This is a genomic window from Lacticaseibacillus huelsenbergensis, assembly GCF_029726355.1.
In the GTDB taxonomy this organism is placed as follows: Bacteria; Bacillota; Bacilli; order Lactobacillales; family Lactobacillaceae; genus Lacticaseibacillus; species Lacticaseibacillus casei.
Window position 1 is genome coordinate 2,351,891 of sequence record NZ_CP120687.1, and the last position, 16,221, is coordinate 2,368,111.

Sequence of the window (16,221 nt, forward strand, 5' to 3'; positions counted from 1 at the left end):
CGCTAGTCAGTCAACTTCGGTAAGCACTTCGACCAGCGACTCTGCTTCTAAATCAGACAGTGAATCTAAAAAGGCGTCCAACTCAGCTTCGATGAGTGAATCGAAACAAGCTTCGACGTCTAGTTCAACGAGCACTTCGAAATCGGATTCCACATCAACTTCTAAGCGCGAATCGACCAGTGCTTCCACATCCACAGCAGATAGCACGTCAGCGCGGCAATCTGAATCGAATTCGGTAAGCACATCACAATCGGATTCTGCCTCGAAGTCGACCAGCGAGTCCAAGCAGACATCTACAAGTCAATCTGACTCAACCTCAACCAGTTACTCTGAATCGACATCGAAGTCCAAGTCAGAAATCCATTCAAGTTCCGATTCGGCAAGCAATTCGACAAGTCAATCAGCTTCAACGTCAACGAAGGCTTCGACCAGTGAGTCGCAGTCTAGTTCAACGAGCGATTCTGAACAAAATTCGACATCCGCTTCGGCTTCGACATCTGAAAAACAGTCGACTTCTGACAATAAGAATGCTTCGGTCAGTGAGTCGAATTCAACGTCGACTAGTGAGTCCGAACAGGCGTCAACTTCGGCATCGACTTCAACATCGACAAGTAAGTCGCAGTCACAGTCGACGAGTGAATCAACCAGTCGATCAAAAGAAGGCTCTGGCAGCACCAGCAAGGATACTTCCGAATCCACTTCGGCGAGTCTATCGACGAGCACCTCTGATTCAGCTTCCACGAGTGCTTCAGACCATGCTTCGACATCCACGTCGCTGAGTGTTTCAGAAAGTACTTCGGCATCGCAGTCGGCAAGTGCTTCCAAGCGTGACTCTCAAAGTGCTTCCTCCAGTGAATCAGCACGGACATCACAATCAGCTTCAACCAGTGACTCTGACCGCGATTCTGCTTCCACATCGACTAACGATTCCACGAGTGCATCGAAGTCAGCATCAACGAGTCAGTCAGATCAGGCATCCAAGTCTGATTCAGCAAGCGACTCAACCTCAACTTCTGAGAGCAAGGGCGCTGGCAGTGAAAGCACGGCTAGTCAATCCACGTCGGTAAGTACCTCAACCAGTCAATCTGCTTCAACTTCAGACAGTGAAGAGAACAAGAACTCTAAATCGACATCCACTAGCGAATCGAGGCAGGCGTCAACGTCAGCTTCCACAAGCACCTCGAAGTCGGATTCCACATCAACTTCTAAGCGCGAGTCGACCAGCGCTTCAGCATCTGAAGCAGATAGCACATCAACGCGTCACTCTGAATCGAATTCAGTAAGCACATCACAATCCGATTCAGCTTCGAAATCAACAAGCGAATCGAAACAGACTTCTAAGCATCAATCAGAATCAACTTCATCGAGCTACTCTAACTCTACTTCCAAGTCCCAGTCAGCAATCCATTCAAACTCTGATTCGGCAAGCAAGTCGGCCAGTCAATCAGCTTCGACTTCTACCAAGGCTTCGACCAGCGAGTCGCAGTCTAGTTCGACGAGCAATTCAGAGCAAAACTCGACATCCACTTCGGCGTCCGTATCTGAAGAACAATCGACTTCCGACAATAAGAACGCATCGGTCAGTGAATCGAATTCAACCTCGACCAGCGAGTCTGAACAGGCTTCAACTTCTGCATCGGCTTCGACATCAACGAGTAAGTCAAAGGCAGATTCGACGAGTGAATCAACCAGTCGGTCAAAAGAAGGCTCTGGCAGCACCAACAAAGATACTTCCGCATCCACTTCGGCAAGCCTGTCAACTAGCACGTCGAATTCAGCTTCCACGAGTGCTTCAGACCATGCTTCGGCATCCACATCAATGAGCATTTCGGAGAGCACTTCAGCTTCGAACTCAGCCAGTGCTTCTAAGCATGGTTCACAGAGTGCTTCGACCAGTGAATCAGCGCGGACCTCACAGTCAGCCTCGACCAGTGACTCTGACCACAATTCTGCCTCTACATCGGCTAATGCTTCTAACAGTGCATCGAAGTCAGCCTCGACCAGCCAGTCTGATCAGGCTTCTAAGTCCGATTCGGCTAGTGACTCGACGTCTACTTCCGAGAGCAAGGGTGCTGGCAGCGAAAGCACTGCTAGTCAATCTACATCGGTAAGCACCTCGACTAGTCAATCAGCTTCAACTTCAGACAGTGAAGCTGACAAGAACTCTAAATCAACGTCAACTAGCGAATCGAAGCAGGCTTCTGAGTCAGTTTCGACGAGTGAGTCGAAGTCTGATTCAAAGTCAACGTCTAATCGTGAATCAACAAGTGCTTCCGTATCTGAAGCAGACAGTACATCGACACGTCATTCTGAATCAGATTCAGCAAGTGCATCGCAATCGGATTCGACCTCGAAGTCATACAGTGAGTCGAAACGGACGTCTACCAGTCAGTCAGACTCGACTTCGACGAGCTATTCTGAGTCAACTTCAAAGTCCAAGTCAGAAATTCATTCAAGTTCTGACTCGGCAAGCAAGTCAGCAAGTCAATCAGCTTCAACGTCAACTAAGGCTTCGACCAGTGAGTCGCAGTCTAGTTCGACGAGCAATTCTGAGCGAAACTCAGCATCGGCATCAGCTTCAACTTCTGAACAGAAGTCGACTTCTGACGACAATAACGCATCGATCAGTGAGTCGAACTCAACATCGACCAGTGAATCCGAACAGGCGTCAACGTCAGCCTCAACTTCGACATCGACAAGCAAATCGAAGGCAGATTCGACGAGTGAATCAACCAGTCGGTCAAAAGAAGGCTCCGGCAGCACCAGCAAGGATATTTCTGAATCCACTTCGGCGAGTCTATCGACTAGCACCTCTAATTCAGCTTCCACTAGTGCTTCAGATCATGCTTCGGCATCCACATCAATGAGTATTTCGGAGAGTACGTCAGCTTCGAACTCAGCCAGTGCTTCCAAGCATGACTCACAAAGTGCTTCTACCAGTGAATCAGCACGGACCTCACAGTCAGCCTCGACCAGTGACTCTGAACACAATTCAGCTTCCACATCGACTAACGATTCCACGAGTGCATCGAAGTCAGCATCAACGAGCCAGTCTGATCGGGCTTCTAAGTCTGATTCGGCTAGCGACTCAACCTCGACTTCTGAGAGCAAGGGTGCTGGCAGTGAAAGTACTGCTAGTCAATCCACATCGGTAAGCACCTCGACCAGCCAATCTGCTTCAACTTCAGACAGTGAAGAGAACAAGAACTCTAAGTCGACATCCACTAGCGAATCGAAGCAGGCGTCAGCGTCAGCTTCAACAAGTACCTCGAAGTCGGATTCCACATCGACTTCTAAGCGTGAATCAACTAGTGCTTCCGCATCTGAAGCAGACAGCACGTCAACGCGTCACTCTGAATCGAATTCGGTAAGCACATCACAATCCGATTCAGCTTCGAAGTCTAATAGTGAATCCAAGCAGACGTCTACCAGTCAATCAGACTCAACCTCAACGAGCCACTCAGACTCTACTTCGAAGTCTAAGTCAGGAACCCAGTCGAGTTCTGACTCGGCAAGTAAGTCGGCTAGCCAGTCAGCATCGACATCTACTAGTCAATCAACGAGTGAATCGCAATCAACCTCTAAGCACACTTCAGAGAACGGTTCAGCTTCTGATTCAACCTCTGAATCAACTTCTACTAGCGCATCAGAACATGCTAGCGAATCGGTAAGTGCTTCGACGTCGGCTTCCAAGAGCACAACTGGCGCAGCTTCGGCTTCAACGTCGGCAAGCAATTCGACAAGCAAGTCAATTTCAAATTCACGGAGCGAATCGGCCAGTCGCTCGAATCAAAACTCAGAAAGTATCTCCAAGGAACGCTCACAATCAGCTTCAGCCAGCTTGTCTGACAGTAGCTCGAAGTCAGCTTCGACCAGCACGTCTGATCATGCTCCAACTTCTGGCTCCATGAGTGCTTCGACTAGCTCTTCTGAATCTCAGTCGGCTAGTGAGTCAAGTCAGGATTCGAAAGCAGCTTCCACCAGTGCATCCGAACGCGATTCGCGTTCAGCTTCAACGAGTGATTCCGAACGCAATTCGGCATCAGTATCGGCAAGTGATTCAACGAATGCTTCTAAGTCAGCTTCAACGAGCCAGTCTGATCGGGCTTCCAAGTCTGATTCGGCCAGCGACTCGACCTCGACTTCCGAAAGCAAGGGTGCTGGCAGTGAAAGCACGGCTAGTCAGTCGACTTCAGTAAGCACCTCGACCAGTCAGTCAGCTTCAACTTCAGATAGTGAAGAAAACAAGAACTCGAAATCAACTTCAACCAGCGAATCGAAGCAAGCTTCGGCGTCAACTTCAACAAGCGAATCGAAGTCTGATTCAAAGTCAACGTCTAATCGTGAATCAACGAGTGCTTCCGTATCTGAAGCAGACAGTACATCGACACGTCATTCTGAGTCGAATTCGGTAAGCACGTCACAATCAGATTCAACCTCGAAGTCGTATAGCGAATCTAAACAGACTTCTACCAGTCAATCCGACTCGACCTCGACCAGTTACTCTGAATCAACTTCACAGAGCCAAGCCTCTGAAAGCAGGTCCGAATCTGTCTCAGGCAGTCAGTCAGCATCAACCTCAACGTCTGCATCGGCAAACGAGTCGAATTCTGAATCAGCAAGCAAGTCAGCAAGTCAATCAGCTTCGACCTCTACCAAGGCTTCGACCAGTGAGTCGCAGTCTAGTTCGACGAGCAATTCTGAACAAAATTCAGCATCGGCATCGACTTCAACTTCTGAAAAGCAGTCAACTTCTGATGACAATAACGCCTCAGTCAGTGAATCGAATTCAACATCGACTAGTGAGTCCGAACAGGCATCGACTTCGGCATCAGCTTCAACATCGACGAGTAAGTCGCAGTCACAGTCAACGAGTGAATCAACCAGTCGGTCAAAAGAAGGCTCCGGTAGCACCAGCAAAGATAGTTCCGAGTCCACTTCAGCAAGTCTATCGACCAGCACCTCTGATTCAGCTTCCACCAGTGCTTCAGATCATGCTTCAACATCCACATCACTGAGTGTTTCGGGGAGCACGTCAACATCACAGTCGGCGAGTGCTTCCAAGCATGATTCACAGAGTGCTTCGATCAGTGAATCAGCGCGGACATCACAGTCAGCTTCGACCAGTAACTCTGACCGCGATTCAACCTCAACATCGGCTAATGATTCTACTAGTGCATCGAAATCAGCATCAACGAGTCAGTCTGATCAGGCTTCCAAGTCTGATTCGGCCAGCACCTCGGCTTCGAAGTCAACCAGTCGATCAATGGAAAGTGGCAGCGATGCAAGTGCTTCTGAATCGACCAGCACTTCTACTAGTCAATCAACCTCCACTTCAACGAGTGAATCGAAGCAAGCCTCGACTTCTACTTCTAAGAGTGTTTCCGAGCAAAATTCTGAATCAGTTTCGACCAGCACTTCAAAGTCAGATTCCACATCAACTTCTAAGCGCGAATCGACCAGTGCTTCAACATCCGAATCAGATAGCACGTCAACGCGTCATTCTGAATCGAATTCGGTAAGCACATCGCAATCTGATTCAACCTCGAAGTCGTACAGTGAATCCAATCAGACTTCAACGAGTCAATCAGATTCAACCTCAACGAGTTACTCCGAATCGACTTCGAAGTCCAAGTCAGAGATTCACTCAAGTTCTGATTCGGCAAGTAAGTCAGACAATCAATCTACTTCGACTTCGACCAGTCAGTCTATCAGTGAATCAAAGTCGAGCTGGAATAGTAACTCCACACAAAACTCTGTATCAGCTTCGGCATCTTATTCTGAAGAGAAATCGACTTCTGATAATAAGAATGCTTCGGTCAGCGAGTCGAATTCAACGTCTACTAGCGAATCCGAACAGGCTTCAACTTCAGCCTCGGCTTCAACATCGACAAGTAAATCACGGTCACAGTCGACCAGTGAATCAACGAGTCGGTCAAAGGAAGGCTCCGGCAGCACCAGCAAGGATACTTCCGAATCCACTTCGGCGAGTCTATCGACGAGCACCTCTGATTCAGCTTCCACGAGTGCTTCAGACCATGCTTCGGCATCCACATCAATGAGTATTTCGGAGAGTACGTCAGCTTCGAACTCAGCCAGTGCTTCCAAGCATGATTCACAGAACGCTTCTACAAGCGCTTCGACGCGGACATCACAGTCGGCATCGACGAGTGATTCCGAACGCAATTCGGCTTCGGTATCGGCAAGTGATTCAACAAATGCTTCCAAGTCAGCGTCAACGAGTCAGTCTGATCGGGCATCCAAGTCTGATTCGGCAAGCGATTCGACCTCGACTTCCGAGAGCAAGGGTGCTGGCAGTGAAAGCACCGCTAGTCAGTCGACTTCAGTAAGTACCTCAACCAGTCAATCCGCTTCGACTTCTGACAGTGAAGCGGATAGCCACTCGAAGTCAGACTCGACCAGTGAATCGAAACAGGCCTCAACGTCAGTTTCAACAAGCACCTCGAAATCGGATTCCACATCAACTTCTAAGCGCGACTCGACCAGTGCTTCAACATCCGAGTCGGATAGTACGTCAACACGTCATTCTGAATCGAATTCGGTAAGCACATCGCAATCTGATTCAACCTCGAAGTCATACAGTGAGTCCAAGCAGACGTCTACCAGTCAGTCCGGTTCAACCTCAACGAGCCACTCCGAATCGACTTCGAAGTCCAAGTCAGAGATTCACTCAAGTTCTGATTCGGCAAGTAAGTCAAACAATCAATCTACTTCTACTTCGACCAGCCAGTCTATCAGTGAATCCAAGTCGAGGTGGAACAGTAGCTCCAAGCAAAACTCGGTATCGGCCTCGAATTCAGCGTCTGAGGAGCAGTCAACTTCTGACAATAAGAGCGCTTCAGCCAGCGAATCGAACTCGACTTCGACGAGCGAGTCCGAACAGGCGTCAACTTCCGCATCAGCTTCGACCTCGACGAGTAAGTCACAGTCAGATTCGACCAGTGAATCAACCAGTCGGTCAAAGGAGGGCTCTGGCAGCACCAGCAAGGATACTTCTGAATCCACTTCGGCAAGTCTGTCAACCAGCACCTCTGATTCAGCTTCCACGAGTGCTTCAAATCATGCTTCGGCATCCACATCAATGAGTATTTCGGAGAGCACTTCAGCTTCGAACTCAGCAAGTAATGCCAAGCATGACTCACAAAGTGCTTCGACCAGTGAATCAGCGCGGACATCACAGTCGGCTTCGACGAGTGATTCCGAACACAATTCGGCATCAGTATCGGCAAGTGATTCAACGAATGCTTCCAAGTCAGCGTCAACCAGTCAGTCTGATCGGGCATCCAAGTCTGATTCGGCTAGCGATTCGACCTCGACTTCCGAAAGCAAGGGCGCTGGCAGTGAAAGCACGGCTAGTCAATCCACGTCGGTAAGTACCTCGACCAGTCAATCTGCTTCAACTTCAGACAGTGAAGAGAACAAGAACTCCAAGTCGACATCCACTAGCGAATCGAAGCAGGCGTCAGTGTCAGCTTCCACAAGCACCTCGAAGTCGGATTCCACATCAACTTCTAAGCGCGAGTCGACCAGCGCTTCAGCATCTGAAGCAGATAGCACATCAATGCGTCACTCTGAATCGAATTCAGTAAGCACATCACAATCCGATTCAACCTCGAAGTCGTACAGCGAGTCCAACCAGACGTCTACAAGTCAATCGGGTTCAACATCGACCAGTCACTCTGAATCGACTTCGAAGTCCCAGTCGGAAATTCATTCAAGTTCTGATTCGGCAAGCAAGTCGGCTAGTCAGTCAGCTTCAATGTCCACAAGTCAGTCTAAGAGTGAGTCGCAATCAACTTCTAAGCACAAGTCAGATAATGGCTCGGCTTCCGATTCAGTTTCGGAGTCAATTTCAACAAGCGCTTCGGCACATACCAGTGAATCAGTAAGTGCCTCGACATCGGCTTCCAAGAGTACGACTGGCGCAGATTCGGCTTCAACGTCGGCGAGTGATTCTACAAGCAAGTCAATTTCAAACTCACAGAGCGAATCAGCAAGTCGCTCGAATCAAAGTTCAGAAAGCATCTCTAAGGAACGCTCACAATCAGCTTCAGCCAGCCTGTCTGACAGCAGCTCCAAGTCAGCTTCAACCAGCACGTCTGATCATGCTTCGACTTCAGGTTCCTTGAGTACTTCAACCAACACTTCTGAATCACGATCAGCCAGTGAGTCAAGTCAGGATTCAAAAGCAGCTTCCACTAGTGCTTCTGAACGCGATTCGCAATCAGCTTCAACGAGTGATTCCGAACGCAATTCGGCATCGGTATCGGCGAGTGATTCAACGAATGTTTCCAAGTCAGCATCAACGAGCCAGTCAGATCGGGCATCCAAGTCTGATTCGGCTAGCGACTCGGCCTCGATTTCCGAAAGCAAGGGTGCTGGCAGTGAAAGCACCGCTAGTCAGTCCACGTCGGTAAGTACCTCGACCAGTCAATCAGCTTCAACTTCAGACAGTGAGGAGAACAAGAACTCTAAGTCGACATCCACTAGCGAATCGAGGCAGGCGTCAACGTCAGCTTCCACAAGCACTTCGAAGTCGGATTCCACATCAACTTCTAAGCGTGAGTCGACCAGTGCTTCCACGTCCGAATCAGACAGTACGTCAACGTGTCACTCTGAATCGAATTCGGTAAGCACATCGCACTCTGATTCAACCTCGAAGTCGTACAGTGAATCCAAGCAGACCTCCACAAGCCAGTCAGATTCAACTTCCAAGAGTCAATCCGAATCAACCTCACAAAGCCAAGCTTCTGAGAGTAAGTCTGAATCCGTCTCCGGCAGTCAGTCTGAATCAACTTCGAAGTCCAAGTCAGCGACCCAGTCAAGTTCTGAATCGGCAAGTAATTCGGCCAATCAATCTACTTCAACTTCTACCAGTCAGTCGATGAGTGAATCACAATCGACTTCGAACAGTTATTCCAAGCAAAACTCGGTATCGACGTCAACTTCAACTTCTGAAAAGCAGTCAACTTCTAACAACGCGAGTGCTTCTGTCAGTGAATCGAATTCAACGTCAACTAGCGAGTCTGAACAGGCTTCAACTTCAGCCTCAGCTTCGGCGTCCACGAGTAAGTCGCAATCGCAGTCGACAAGCGAGTCAACGAGTCGGTCGAAGGAAGGCTCCGGTAGCACCAGCAAAGATAGTTCCGAGTCCACTTCAGCAAGTCTATCGACCAGCACCTCTGATTCAGCTTCCACGAGTGCTTCAGACCATGCTTCGGCATCCACATCAATGAGTATTTCGGAGAGTACGTCAGCTTCGAACTCAGCGAGTGCTTCCAAGCATGACTCACAAAGTGCTTCGACCAGCGAGTCAGCGCGGACATCACAGTCGGCTTCGACAAGTGACTCTGAGCGCAATTCAGCTTCTGCCTCAGCCAAAGACTCGACCAGCACTTCCAAGTCAGATTCAACTAGCCGTTCCGATCAGGCTTCCAAGTCTGATTCGGCTAGCACCTCGGCTTCGAAGTCAACCAGGCGGTCAATGGAGAGTGGCAGTGATTCGAGTCAATCTGAATCGACCAGCACATCGGCTAGTCAATCAACGTCGACTTCAACGAGTGAATCAAAGCAAGCTTCGACATCTGCTTCTAAGAGCGAATCGAAGCGGAATTCTGAGTCAGCTTCAACAAGCACTTCCAAGTCGGATTCCACATCAACTTCTAAGCGCGAATCGACCAGTGCTTCAGTATCCGAGTCAGACAGTACGTCAACACGTCACTCTGAATCGAATTCGGTAAGTACATCGCAATCCGATTCAACCTCGAAGTCTTACAGCGAGTCTAATCAGACTTCAACGAGTCAATCAGATTCAACCTCGACCAGTCACTCCGAATCGACTTCGAAGTCCAAGTCAGAGATTCACTCAAGCTCTGATTCGGCAAGCAAGTCGGCTAGTCAGTCAGTTTCAACGTCCACAAGTCAGTCCAAGAGTGAGTCGCAATCAACTTCTAAGCACAAGTCAGATAATGGCTCAGCTTCCGATTCAGTTTCGGAGTCAATTTCAACAAGTGCTTCGGCACATACCAGTGAATCGGTAAGTGCATCGACATCTGCTTCCAAGAGCACAACTGGCGCAGCTTCGGCTTCAACGTCGGCAAGCACTTCGACAAGCAAGTCAATTTCAACTTCGCAAAGTGAATCGACTAGTCGATCAAATCAAGGTTCAGGAAGCATCTCTAAGGAACGTTCACAATCAGCTTCAGCCAGCTTATCTGACAGTGGCTCGAAGTCAGCTTCAACCAGCACGTCTGATCATGCTTCGACTTCTGGTTCCATGAGTACTTCAACCAGCACTTCTGAATCGCAATCAGCCAGTGAATCAAGTCAGGATTCGAAAGCAGCTTCCACTAGTGCTTCTGAACGTGATTCACGCTCGGCCTCAACGAGTGACTCCGAACATGATTCTGCTTCCGCATCGGCTAATGATTCCACCAGTGCATCGAAGTCAGCGTCAACGAGCCAGTCTGATCAGGCATCTAAGTCTGATTCGGCTAGTGACTCGGCCTCGATTTCCGAAAGCAAGGGTGCTGGCAGCGAAAGCACCGCTAGTCAGTCCACATCGGTAAGCACCTCGACTAGCCAGTCTGCTTCAACTTCGGACAGTGAAGCGGATAGCCATTCGAAGTCAAATTCGACTAGTGAATCGAAGCAGAATTCCGAGTCAGCATCAACGAGCACTTCGAAGTCAGATTCCACATCAACTTCTAAGCGCGAATCGACCAGTGCTTCAACATCCGAGTCGGACAGTACGTCAACGCGTCACTCTGAATCGAATTCGGTAAGTACCTCGCACTCAGATTCAACCTCGAAATCTTACAGTGAATCCAAGCAGACATCGACCAGCCAGTCAGATTCAACATCGAAGAGTCAATCCGAATCGACCTCACAGAGTCAATCCTCTGAGAGCAAGTCCGAATCCGTCTCTGGTAGTCGGTCTGAGTCAACGTCGAAATCCAAGTCAGCGACTCAGTCAAGCTCCGAGTCAGCAAGTAAATCGGATAGCGGTTCAGTTTCAACATCTACGAGTCATTCAATTAGCGAATCTCAATCCGTTTCTAAGAGTGAGTCGCAGCACGAATCGCAATCGAATTCTGCTTCTAAATCTAAGAGCAACTCTGGTTCATCAATTACCAGCGAGTCGATGAGTGCTTCCACATCTGCTTCGATCAGTGACTCTGACCGCGCATCGACATCTGTTTCGGTAAGTGTATCAACAAGTCAATCGGCTTCGACGTCAGCAAGTGAGTCGACTCCGAACAGCACCTCTAAAGATGCCTCTGCATCAACTTCTGCAAGTGCATCCACCAGCGGTTCTGCTTCTACGTCGTTAAGCGAGTCGAATAGTGCTTCGAAGTCGGTATCCACTAGTCAATCGGAGAGTACGTCAGCATCGTCATCAGCGAGTGCTTCCGACCACGATTCAACCAGTACCTCAACGAGTGAATCGCAGCAGGCATCACAATCTGGCTCAACGAGCGTTTCTGATCGTCAGTCAGCAAGTGCATCGGCAAGCGATTCTAAGAGTACTTCGATCTCAACTTCGACTAGTGAATCGGTTCGGGCTTCTAAGTCCGATTCGGCTAGTGATTCGGCTTCCATTTCCACGAGTAAGTCAATGGCAAGTGGTAGTGATTCGAGTCAATCTGAATCGACCAGCACTTCTGCTAGTCAATCTGCTTCGACTTCAACCAGTGAATCCAAGCACGCCTCTGAATCTGATTCGAAGAGTGAATCTAAGCGTGGTTCTGAATCTGCATCCGCAAGCACATCACGATCTGATTCAACTTCAACATCTCATGAGGAATCAAAGAGCGCGTCCGCTTCGACATCAAGAAGTGAATCTAAACGCAACTCTGGTTCTGAATCGATAAGTGCTTCTAAGTCTGATTCAACCAGCACGTCTACGAGTGAATCAGCTTCAACGTCCACGAGTTCTTCTAAGAGCCAATCGACGTCTGATTCCAAGCGTCAATCGGCATCTGATTCAACTCACGAATCGCAGAGTGCTTCAATGTCTGGCTCAACCAGTCAGTCACTCAGCACTTCGAAGTCAGCATCTGTCAGTGAATCCAAGCAGCAGTCCGAGTCTCAGGATCGCCACGATTCAGACACTGCATCAACATCCACTTCAACAAGTGAATCTGAGCATAATTCTGAATCGAAGTCGTCACATGATTCGAACAGTAATAGCGCCTCGCAATCCACCAGTGAATCGCAAAGTGCTTCGAGTTCGACTTCAACAAGCGAATCTGCTAATGGGTCTGCTTCCACTTCAGCGAGTGAATCTAGACACAACAGCGATTCGGCTTCAACCAGCGGCTCGATCAGTGTTTCGACTTCTACTTCGACGAGTCAGTCAGAGAAGACTTCTAAGTCTGATTCAAGCAGCAAGTCGGAGAGTCAGAGCGCATCGCAGTCGATTAGCGAGTCTAAGCGGGCATCGACATCGACATCTGATCAAGGTTCTAAGACTGAATCTGAGTCGGCATCAGCAAGCACTTCTACTAGCCAGTCGAATTCAACCTCAGCAAGTGAATCGATCAGTGCATCGGTTTCGGTTTCGCAAAGTTCCAAGCAGTCAACGTCTGACTCCTCTAATCCTAGCCAGTCAGCCAGTGCATCGGAATCCACTTCCACAAGTGAATCTCAACGTACCTCTGCATCAACTTCAGCAAGCACATCCGAGAGTATGAGCGCATCAACTTCAACGAGCGGATCAACCAGCTTCTCTGAATCCGTTTCGACAAGTGAGTCACAACATGGTTCTGCTTCGGCATCAGCCAGTGATTCGACTAGCGTTTCGACATCTGATTCTGCAAGTGCATCGAACAGTGCAGAGAAGTCGACATCTACCAGTGAATCGAAGGAGGCATCTGCATCTACCTCAGCAAGTCTATCCATTAGCGGTTCGACATCGACTTCAACGACAGAGTCAACGAGTGCTTCGGCTTCAACTTCAACAAGTGAGTCCGAGCATGCATCAGCGTCTGCCTCCGCAAGTCAGTCAACAACTAAATCGGCTTCGACTTCAACGAGCGAATCGCGGCATGCTTCACAGTCAAGTTCTAACAGTGCTTCAACCAGTACCTCAACGTCAGAATCTGCTTCGACATCAACCAGTCGTTCTGAATCAAAGGATGACAGCGCATCGGTAAGTGCCTCGACATCTGCTTCGACAAGTCAATCTGATCAGAGTTCGCTTTCTCATTCCGATTCCACAAGTGAATCCATCAGTACTTCGACAAGCAAATCGAAGAGCGCTTCAACCTCAGCATCAGCCAGTGTTTCGAATTCAGATTCAACCAGTCGTTCACAATATGAATCGACCCATCAATCTGAATCAGAATCGACAAGCAGATCGCAACAGGCTTCAACGTCTACTTCGATGAGTCAGTCATTGAGTACATCGGATTCCGCTTCGGCAAGCTCCTCCAAGCGTCAGTCAGAGTCTGGACAAGCAAGCATTTCAACAAGTGCTTCGACCTCAGCCTCGACAAGCGCATCGGGTCAGGTTTCACAATCTGATTCTTCGAAGAACTCGACCAGCACAAGCGTGTCAACATCAACAAGTGAATCGCAGCATGCATCGGCATCCACGTCGACGAGTGAGTCTGGACGTCATTCAACATCCGCATCTGTAAGCGGGTCGGAAAGCGACAGCCAGTCAACCTCCACAAGTGAGTCCGCGAGTGCTTCTCAGTCTAGTTCAGAGGCCGGATCAAAGACTGGTGCAGCTTCTGCATCGGCTAGTCAATCGGATAGTCAGTCAACTTCAACATCGGCTAGTCTGTCCGGTAGCGCCTCAATCTCGACATCGCAAAGTGAGTCAACTTCGAATTCAGGTTCGACGGATCCTGAGAAGTCAACCAGTGCTTCAACCTCGATGTCAACCAGTGCTTCCAAACGTACGTCTGAATCTGTTTCAGCAAGCACGTCGAAGAGCACGAGTACATCACAATCGGCGAGTGAATCGACGAGCTTCTCGACATCTGGTTCGATTAGTGAATCACAACGAGATGCTACCTCGGCATCAGCGAGCGTATCGACCAGCGATTCTGCTTCGGCTTCTGCAAGTCAATCAGCAGAAGACTCAGCATCTGTTTCCATGAGTGATTCGCAACAGGCTTCTGCATCGACTTCGGCCAGTGATTCAACGGTTAAGTCGGCATCGACGTCGACAAGTGAATCCAGACAGGCTTCACAATCGAGTTCTGACAGTGCTTCAACCAGCACCATTAAGTCTGAATCCGCGTCGACTTCGGATAGCCAGTCTGGATCGGCCATGGCCAGTGCTTCGGTTAGTGCTTCGACATCCGCATCTACCAGTGAATCTGCTCAAAATGCGGCTTCGGCATCAGCATCAGAAAGCCTTTCTCAGAGCACTTCCGAGAGTACCTCGACCAGTGCTTCCGAGAGCCTGTCAGTCAGTGCTTCGACGAATGCGTCAACCTCTGAGTCGTCGTATACGTCAACCAGCACGTCGGCATCCACTTCAGCAAGTGAATCAACGAGTGCTTCTGCATCGACTTCTGATCAAATTGCCTCGCAGTCATCGGCATCACAATCTGCTAGTCAGTCCAAGCAGGCATCGGCATCGACTTCCACGAGCGAATCAAAGCGTGCTTCAACATCAGCCTCGATGAGTGATTCAAAGCGGGATTCACAATCTGAATCCAGTCACGAGTCAAGCAGCGATAGCACGTCAACATCCACCAGTGAATCAACGAGTGCATCGGCATCCACATCAATGAGTGCTTCTGCTCAAGATGCCGAGTCGATTTCTGCCAGTGATTCAACCAGCACGAGTGCTTCTGAGTCGACCAGTGCGTCAGCGAGTGCTTCAACATCCGCTGCACATGATCAGTCAACAACCGAGTCGGAATCGACATCCGCAAGTGAATCCAGCAGCCGTTCGGCAAGTGAATCGACCAGCAGCTCAAAGGAGGCATCGACTTCAACCTCAACAAGCAAGTCTGAGTCTGCTTCGAGTCTGCCGAATCCTTCCAAGTCGACAAGTGCTTCCGTATCGACCTCGACCAGTGAATCGCAAGAGCATTCTGCATCGACTTCAGCAAGTGAATCTGCTGAAAATAGTGCAACGGCATCAGCCAGTGCTTCAACGAGCTATTCTGAATCGACTTCGACCAGTGAATCGCAAGCTGCTTCAACTTCAACATCAGCAAGCGTGTCAACCAGCGGATCAACCTCTGCTTCCGACAGCCGATCCAAGAGTGCTTCTAATTCGACAACCGGCAGCGAATCGCAACGGACTTCGGCATCAGTTTCTGCAAGTACCTCAACAAGCACTTCGCAGTCTGATTCAACCAAGGAGTCTACTAGTGCTTCGCAATCAACTTCTAATAGCAAGTCGGCGCATGATTCCAAGTCAACATCCGCAAGTGAATCGGATAGTCACTCAGCGTCACAGTCAACAAGTTATTCGATTAGCGAATCGGTAAGTACTTCTACGAGTGAGTCGCAGCAGACTTCGGCATCTGATTCAACGAGCAGCTCGACGAGTCAAAGTGCTTCGATCTCAACAAGCATTTCAACGGCACCGGCATCACGTTCAGCATCGACATCGGAATCTGTATCTGCATCGCAATCGGCTTCTGAGTCAAGCTCGACGTCAGCTGAGCAAAGCGTCTCGGCATCCGTCAGTGAATCTGAGTCGCATCGGCAGTTGCCGTCAACTAGTGGTTCAACGAGTGCAAGCACTTCGACTTCTGAAAGTGTCAGCGCAAGCGAGAGCCAGAGTACCAGTGCTTCTAATTCCAGTGCTTCAGCTTCTGCGAGTGCCTCGAATTCAGGTACTTCAACTTCCAACAGTTCGAGTGCAAGCGGAAGTGAGAGTATGAGTTCAAGCGCCAACACATCAACCTCTGGCAGCTTAAGCACAAGCGGTAGTATGAGCACCAGCGTTTCCGGCGCTTATAACCCAAGCATGCATAAGCAATTACCGCAAACCAGCGATGATGCAGGTTCAAGTTCAGTCGCCTCAATCGGCATGCTGCTCTTGACCCTCACGGCATTGATGGCGTTGAAGAAGAAGAAACGGCATGATGGAGCAAGATAGCTATCTGAAAGACACTCAGACGAAGACGTTTGAATGAATCTGAAGATGGCTAGGTTTTCGAACTCTCGTTGCTGTTAAGAAATACGGGTAGGTCATTTGATGATCTATCCGTATTTTTTTGA

Annotated in this window: 26 protein-coding genes; 1 reads left to right on the forward strand and 25 read right to left on the reverse strand. The window is 49.3% G+C overall.

All coding sequences use genetic code 11. The annotated features are described in order from the left end of the window. Nucleotides 1-6: 6 nt before the first annotated feature. The 25 genes from LHUE1_RS10805 to LHUE1_RS10925 form a co-directional block, all read right to left on the reverse strand. Nucleotides 7-285, reverse strand: coding sequence for a hypothetical protein (locus tag LHUE1_RS10805; protein WP_049169019.1), 279 nt, complete (start codon nt 283-285; stop codon nt 7-9). Nucleotides 286-396: 111 nt separating this feature from the next. Then, complete coding sequence (locus LHUE1_RS10810; protein WP_049169020.1) at nt 397-825, reverse strand: hypothetical protein; 429 nt, start codon at nt 823-825, stop codon at nt 397-399. A 255-nt stretch (nt 826-1,080) separates the two neighbouring features. Continuing rightward, on the reverse strand, nt 1,081-1,251 hold the full coding sequence (locus LHUE1_RS10815; protein WP_217774574.1) for a hypothetical protein: 171 nt from the start codon (nt 1,249-1,251) through the stop codon (nt 1,081-1,083). Between the two features lie 189 nt (nt 1,252-1,440). Continuing rightward, nucleotides 1,441-1,947, reverse strand: coding sequence for an MSCRAMM family adhesin SdrC (locus LHUE1_RS10820; protein WP_217774573.1), 507 nt, complete (start codon nt 1,945-1,947; stop codon nt 1,441-1,443). Between the two features lie 537 nt (nt 1,948-2,484). Beyond that, nucleotides 2,485-2,829, reverse strand: a complete 345-nt coding sequence (locus LHUE1_RS10825; protein ID WP_217774572.1) for an MSCRAMM family adhesin SdrC — start codon at nt 2,827-2,829, stop codon at nt 2,485-2,487. A 12-nt stretch (nt 2,830-2,841) separates the two neighbouring features. Further along, nucleotides 2,842-3,111 (reverse strand): hypothetical protein, encoded by a 270-nt coding sequence (locus tag LHUE1_RS10830; RefSeq protein WP_217774571.1) that lies wholly within the window; start codon nt 3,109-3,111, stop codon nt 2,842-2,844. A gap of 27 nt (nt 3,112-3,138) precedes the next feature. After that, a complete protein-coding gene (locus LHUE1_RS10835; protein WP_279280250.1) occupies nt 3,139-3,339 on the reverse strand; it encodes a hypothetical protein in 201 nt (66 codons plus the stop codon). 618 nt (nt 3,340-3,957) lie between these two features. Continuing rightward, complete coding sequence (locus tag LHUE1_RS10840) at nt 3,958-4,176, reverse strand: hypothetical protein (RefSeq protein WP_049169859.1); 219 nt, start codon at nt 4,174-4,176, stop codon at nt 3,958-3,960. 459 nt (nt 4,177-4,635) lie between these two features. Then, complete coding sequence (locus LHUE1_RS10845) at nt 4,636-4,980, reverse strand: MSCRAMM family adhesin SdrC (RefSeq protein WP_217774570.1); 345 nt, start codon at nt 4,978-4,980, stop codon at nt 4,636-4,638. A 339-nt stretch (nt 4,981-5,319) separates the two neighbouring features. Continuing rightward, entirely contained in the window at nt 5,320-5,490 is a 171-nt protein-coding gene (locus tag LHUE1_RS10850) for a hypothetical protein (RefSeq protein WP_160312079.1), read from the reverse strand. Between the two features lie 285 nt (nt 5,491-5,775). Further along, a complete protein-coding gene (locus LHUE1_RS10855; RefSeq protein WP_279280251.1) occupies nt 5,776-6,228 on the reverse strand; it encodes a hypothetical protein in 453 nt (150 codons plus the stop codon). Nucleotides 6,229-6,723: 495 nt separating this feature from the next. Continuing rightward, complete coding sequence (locus LHUE1_RS10860) at nt 6,724-7,068, reverse strand: hypothetical protein (RefSeq protein WP_152902754.1); 345 nt, start codon at nt 7,066-7,068, stop codon at nt 6,724-6,726. 12 nt (nt 7,069-7,080) lie between these two features. Next, nucleotides 7,081-7,272 carry a hypothetical protein gene (locus tag LHUE1_RS10865; RefSeq protein WP_049171004.1) on the reverse strand — a complete coding sequence of 64 codons (192 nt, stop codon included), beginning with the start codon at nt 7,270-7,272 and terminating at the stop codon, nt 7,081-7,083. 135 nt (nt 7,273-7,407) lie between these two features. Further along, nucleotides 7,408-7,578 (reverse strand): hypothetical protein, encoded by a 171-nt coding sequence (locus LHUE1_RS10870; protein WP_217774568.1) that lies wholly within the window; start codon nt 7,576-7,578, stop codon nt 7,408-7,410. Nucleotides 7,579-8,196: 618 nt separating this feature from the next. Next, nucleotides 8,197-8,415 (reverse strand): hypothetical protein, encoded by a 219-nt coding sequence (locus LHUE1_RS10875; RefSeq protein ID WP_049169579.1) that lies wholly within the window; start codon nt 8,413-8,415, stop codon nt 8,197-8,199. A gap of 519 nt (nt 8,416-8,934) precedes the next feature. Then, complete coding sequence (locus tag LHUE1_RS10880) at nt 8,935-9,402, reverse strand: hypothetical protein (protein WP_279280252.1); 468 nt, start codon at nt 9,400-9,402, stop codon at nt 8,935-8,937. Between the two features lie 540 nt (nt 9,403-9,942). After that, a complete protein-coding gene (locus LHUE1_RS10885; protein WP_049172297.1) occupies nt 9,943-10,137 on the reverse strand; it encodes a hypothetical protein in 195 nt (64 codons plus the stop codon). 435 nt (nt 10,138-10,572) lie between these two features. Continuing rightward, a complete protein-coding gene (locus LHUE1_RS10890) occupies nt 10,573-10,719 on the reverse strand; it encodes a hypothetical protein (protein ID WP_217774565.1) in 147 nt (48 codons plus the stop codon). Between the two features lie 1,098 nt (nt 10,720-11,817). Continuing rightward, complete coding sequence (locus tag LHUE1_RS10895; RefSeq protein WP_217774564.1) at nt 11,818-11,988, reverse strand: hypothetical protein; 171 nt, start codon at nt 11,986-11,988, stop codon at nt 11,818-11,820. Between the two features lie 492 nt (nt 11,989-12,480). Then, nucleotides 12,481-12,660 (reverse strand): hypothetical protein, encoded by a 180-nt coding sequence (locus LHUE1_RS10900; RefSeq protein ID WP_049172295.1) that lies wholly within the window; start codon nt 12,658-12,660, stop codon nt 12,481-12,483. Nucleotides 12,661-12,669: 9 nt separating this feature from the next. Further along, entirely contained in the window at nt 12,670-12,924 is a 255-nt protein-coding gene (locus LHUE1_RS10905; RefSeq protein ID WP_049172292.1) for a hypothetical protein, read from the reverse strand. An 861-nt stretch (nt 12,925-13,785) separates the two neighbouring features. Next, complete coding sequence (locus tag LHUE1_RS10910) at nt 13,786-13,956, reverse strand: hypothetical protein (RefSeq protein WP_217774562.1); 171 nt, start codon at nt 13,954-13,956, stop codon at nt 13,786-13,788. A gap of 141 nt (nt 13,957-14,097) precedes the next feature. Next, nucleotides 14,098-14,307, reverse strand: a complete 210-nt coding sequence (locus LHUE1_RS10915) for a hypothetical protein (protein WP_049172289.1) — start codon at nt 14,305-14,307, stop codon at nt 14,098-14,100. An 840-nt stretch (nt 14,308-15,147) separates the two neighbouring features. Further along, nucleotides 15,148-15,390: a hypothetical protein gene (locus tag LHUE1_RS10920; protein WP_217774560.1), complete on the reverse strand. Its 243-nt coding sequence runs from the start codon at nt 15,388-15,390 to the stop codon at nt 15,148-15,150. A gap of 153 nt (nt 15,391-15,543) precedes the next feature. Further along, the gene (locus tag LHUE1_RS10925) at nt 15,544-15,894 is read right to left on the reverse strand and encodes a hypothetical protein (protein WP_049172285.1); all 351 of its coding nucleotides are present in this window, start codon (nt 15,892-15,894) and stop codon (nt 15,544-15,546) included. Between LHUE1_RS10925 and LHUE1_RS10930 the strand changes: the two genes are divergently transcribed. After that, a complete protein-coding gene (locus LHUE1_RS10930) occupies nt 15,878-16,099 on the forward strand; it encodes an LPXTG cell wall anchor domain-containing protein (protein WP_049172283.1) in 222 nt (73 codons plus the stop codon). The genes LHUE1_RS10925 and LHUE1_RS10930 overlap by 17 nt on opposite strands. The last annotated feature ends 122 nt before the right edge of the window (nt 16,100-16,221 follow it).

Excerpts from the sequence above, each read along its gene's own strand:
- LHUE1_RS10915 (WP_049172289.1), bottom strand. The coding sequence starts at position 14,307 with ATGGCCGATCCAGACTGGCTATCCGAAGTCGACGCGGATTCAGACTTA.
- LHUE1_RS10930 (WP_049172283.1), top strand. The coding sequence starts at position 15,878 with ATGAGTTCAAGCGCCAACACATCAACCTCTGGCAGCTTAAGCACAAGC.
- LHUE1_RS10905 (WP_049172292.1), bottom strand. The coding sequence starts at position 12,924 with ATGGATAGACTTGCTGAGGTAGATGCAGATGCCTCCTTCGATTCACTG.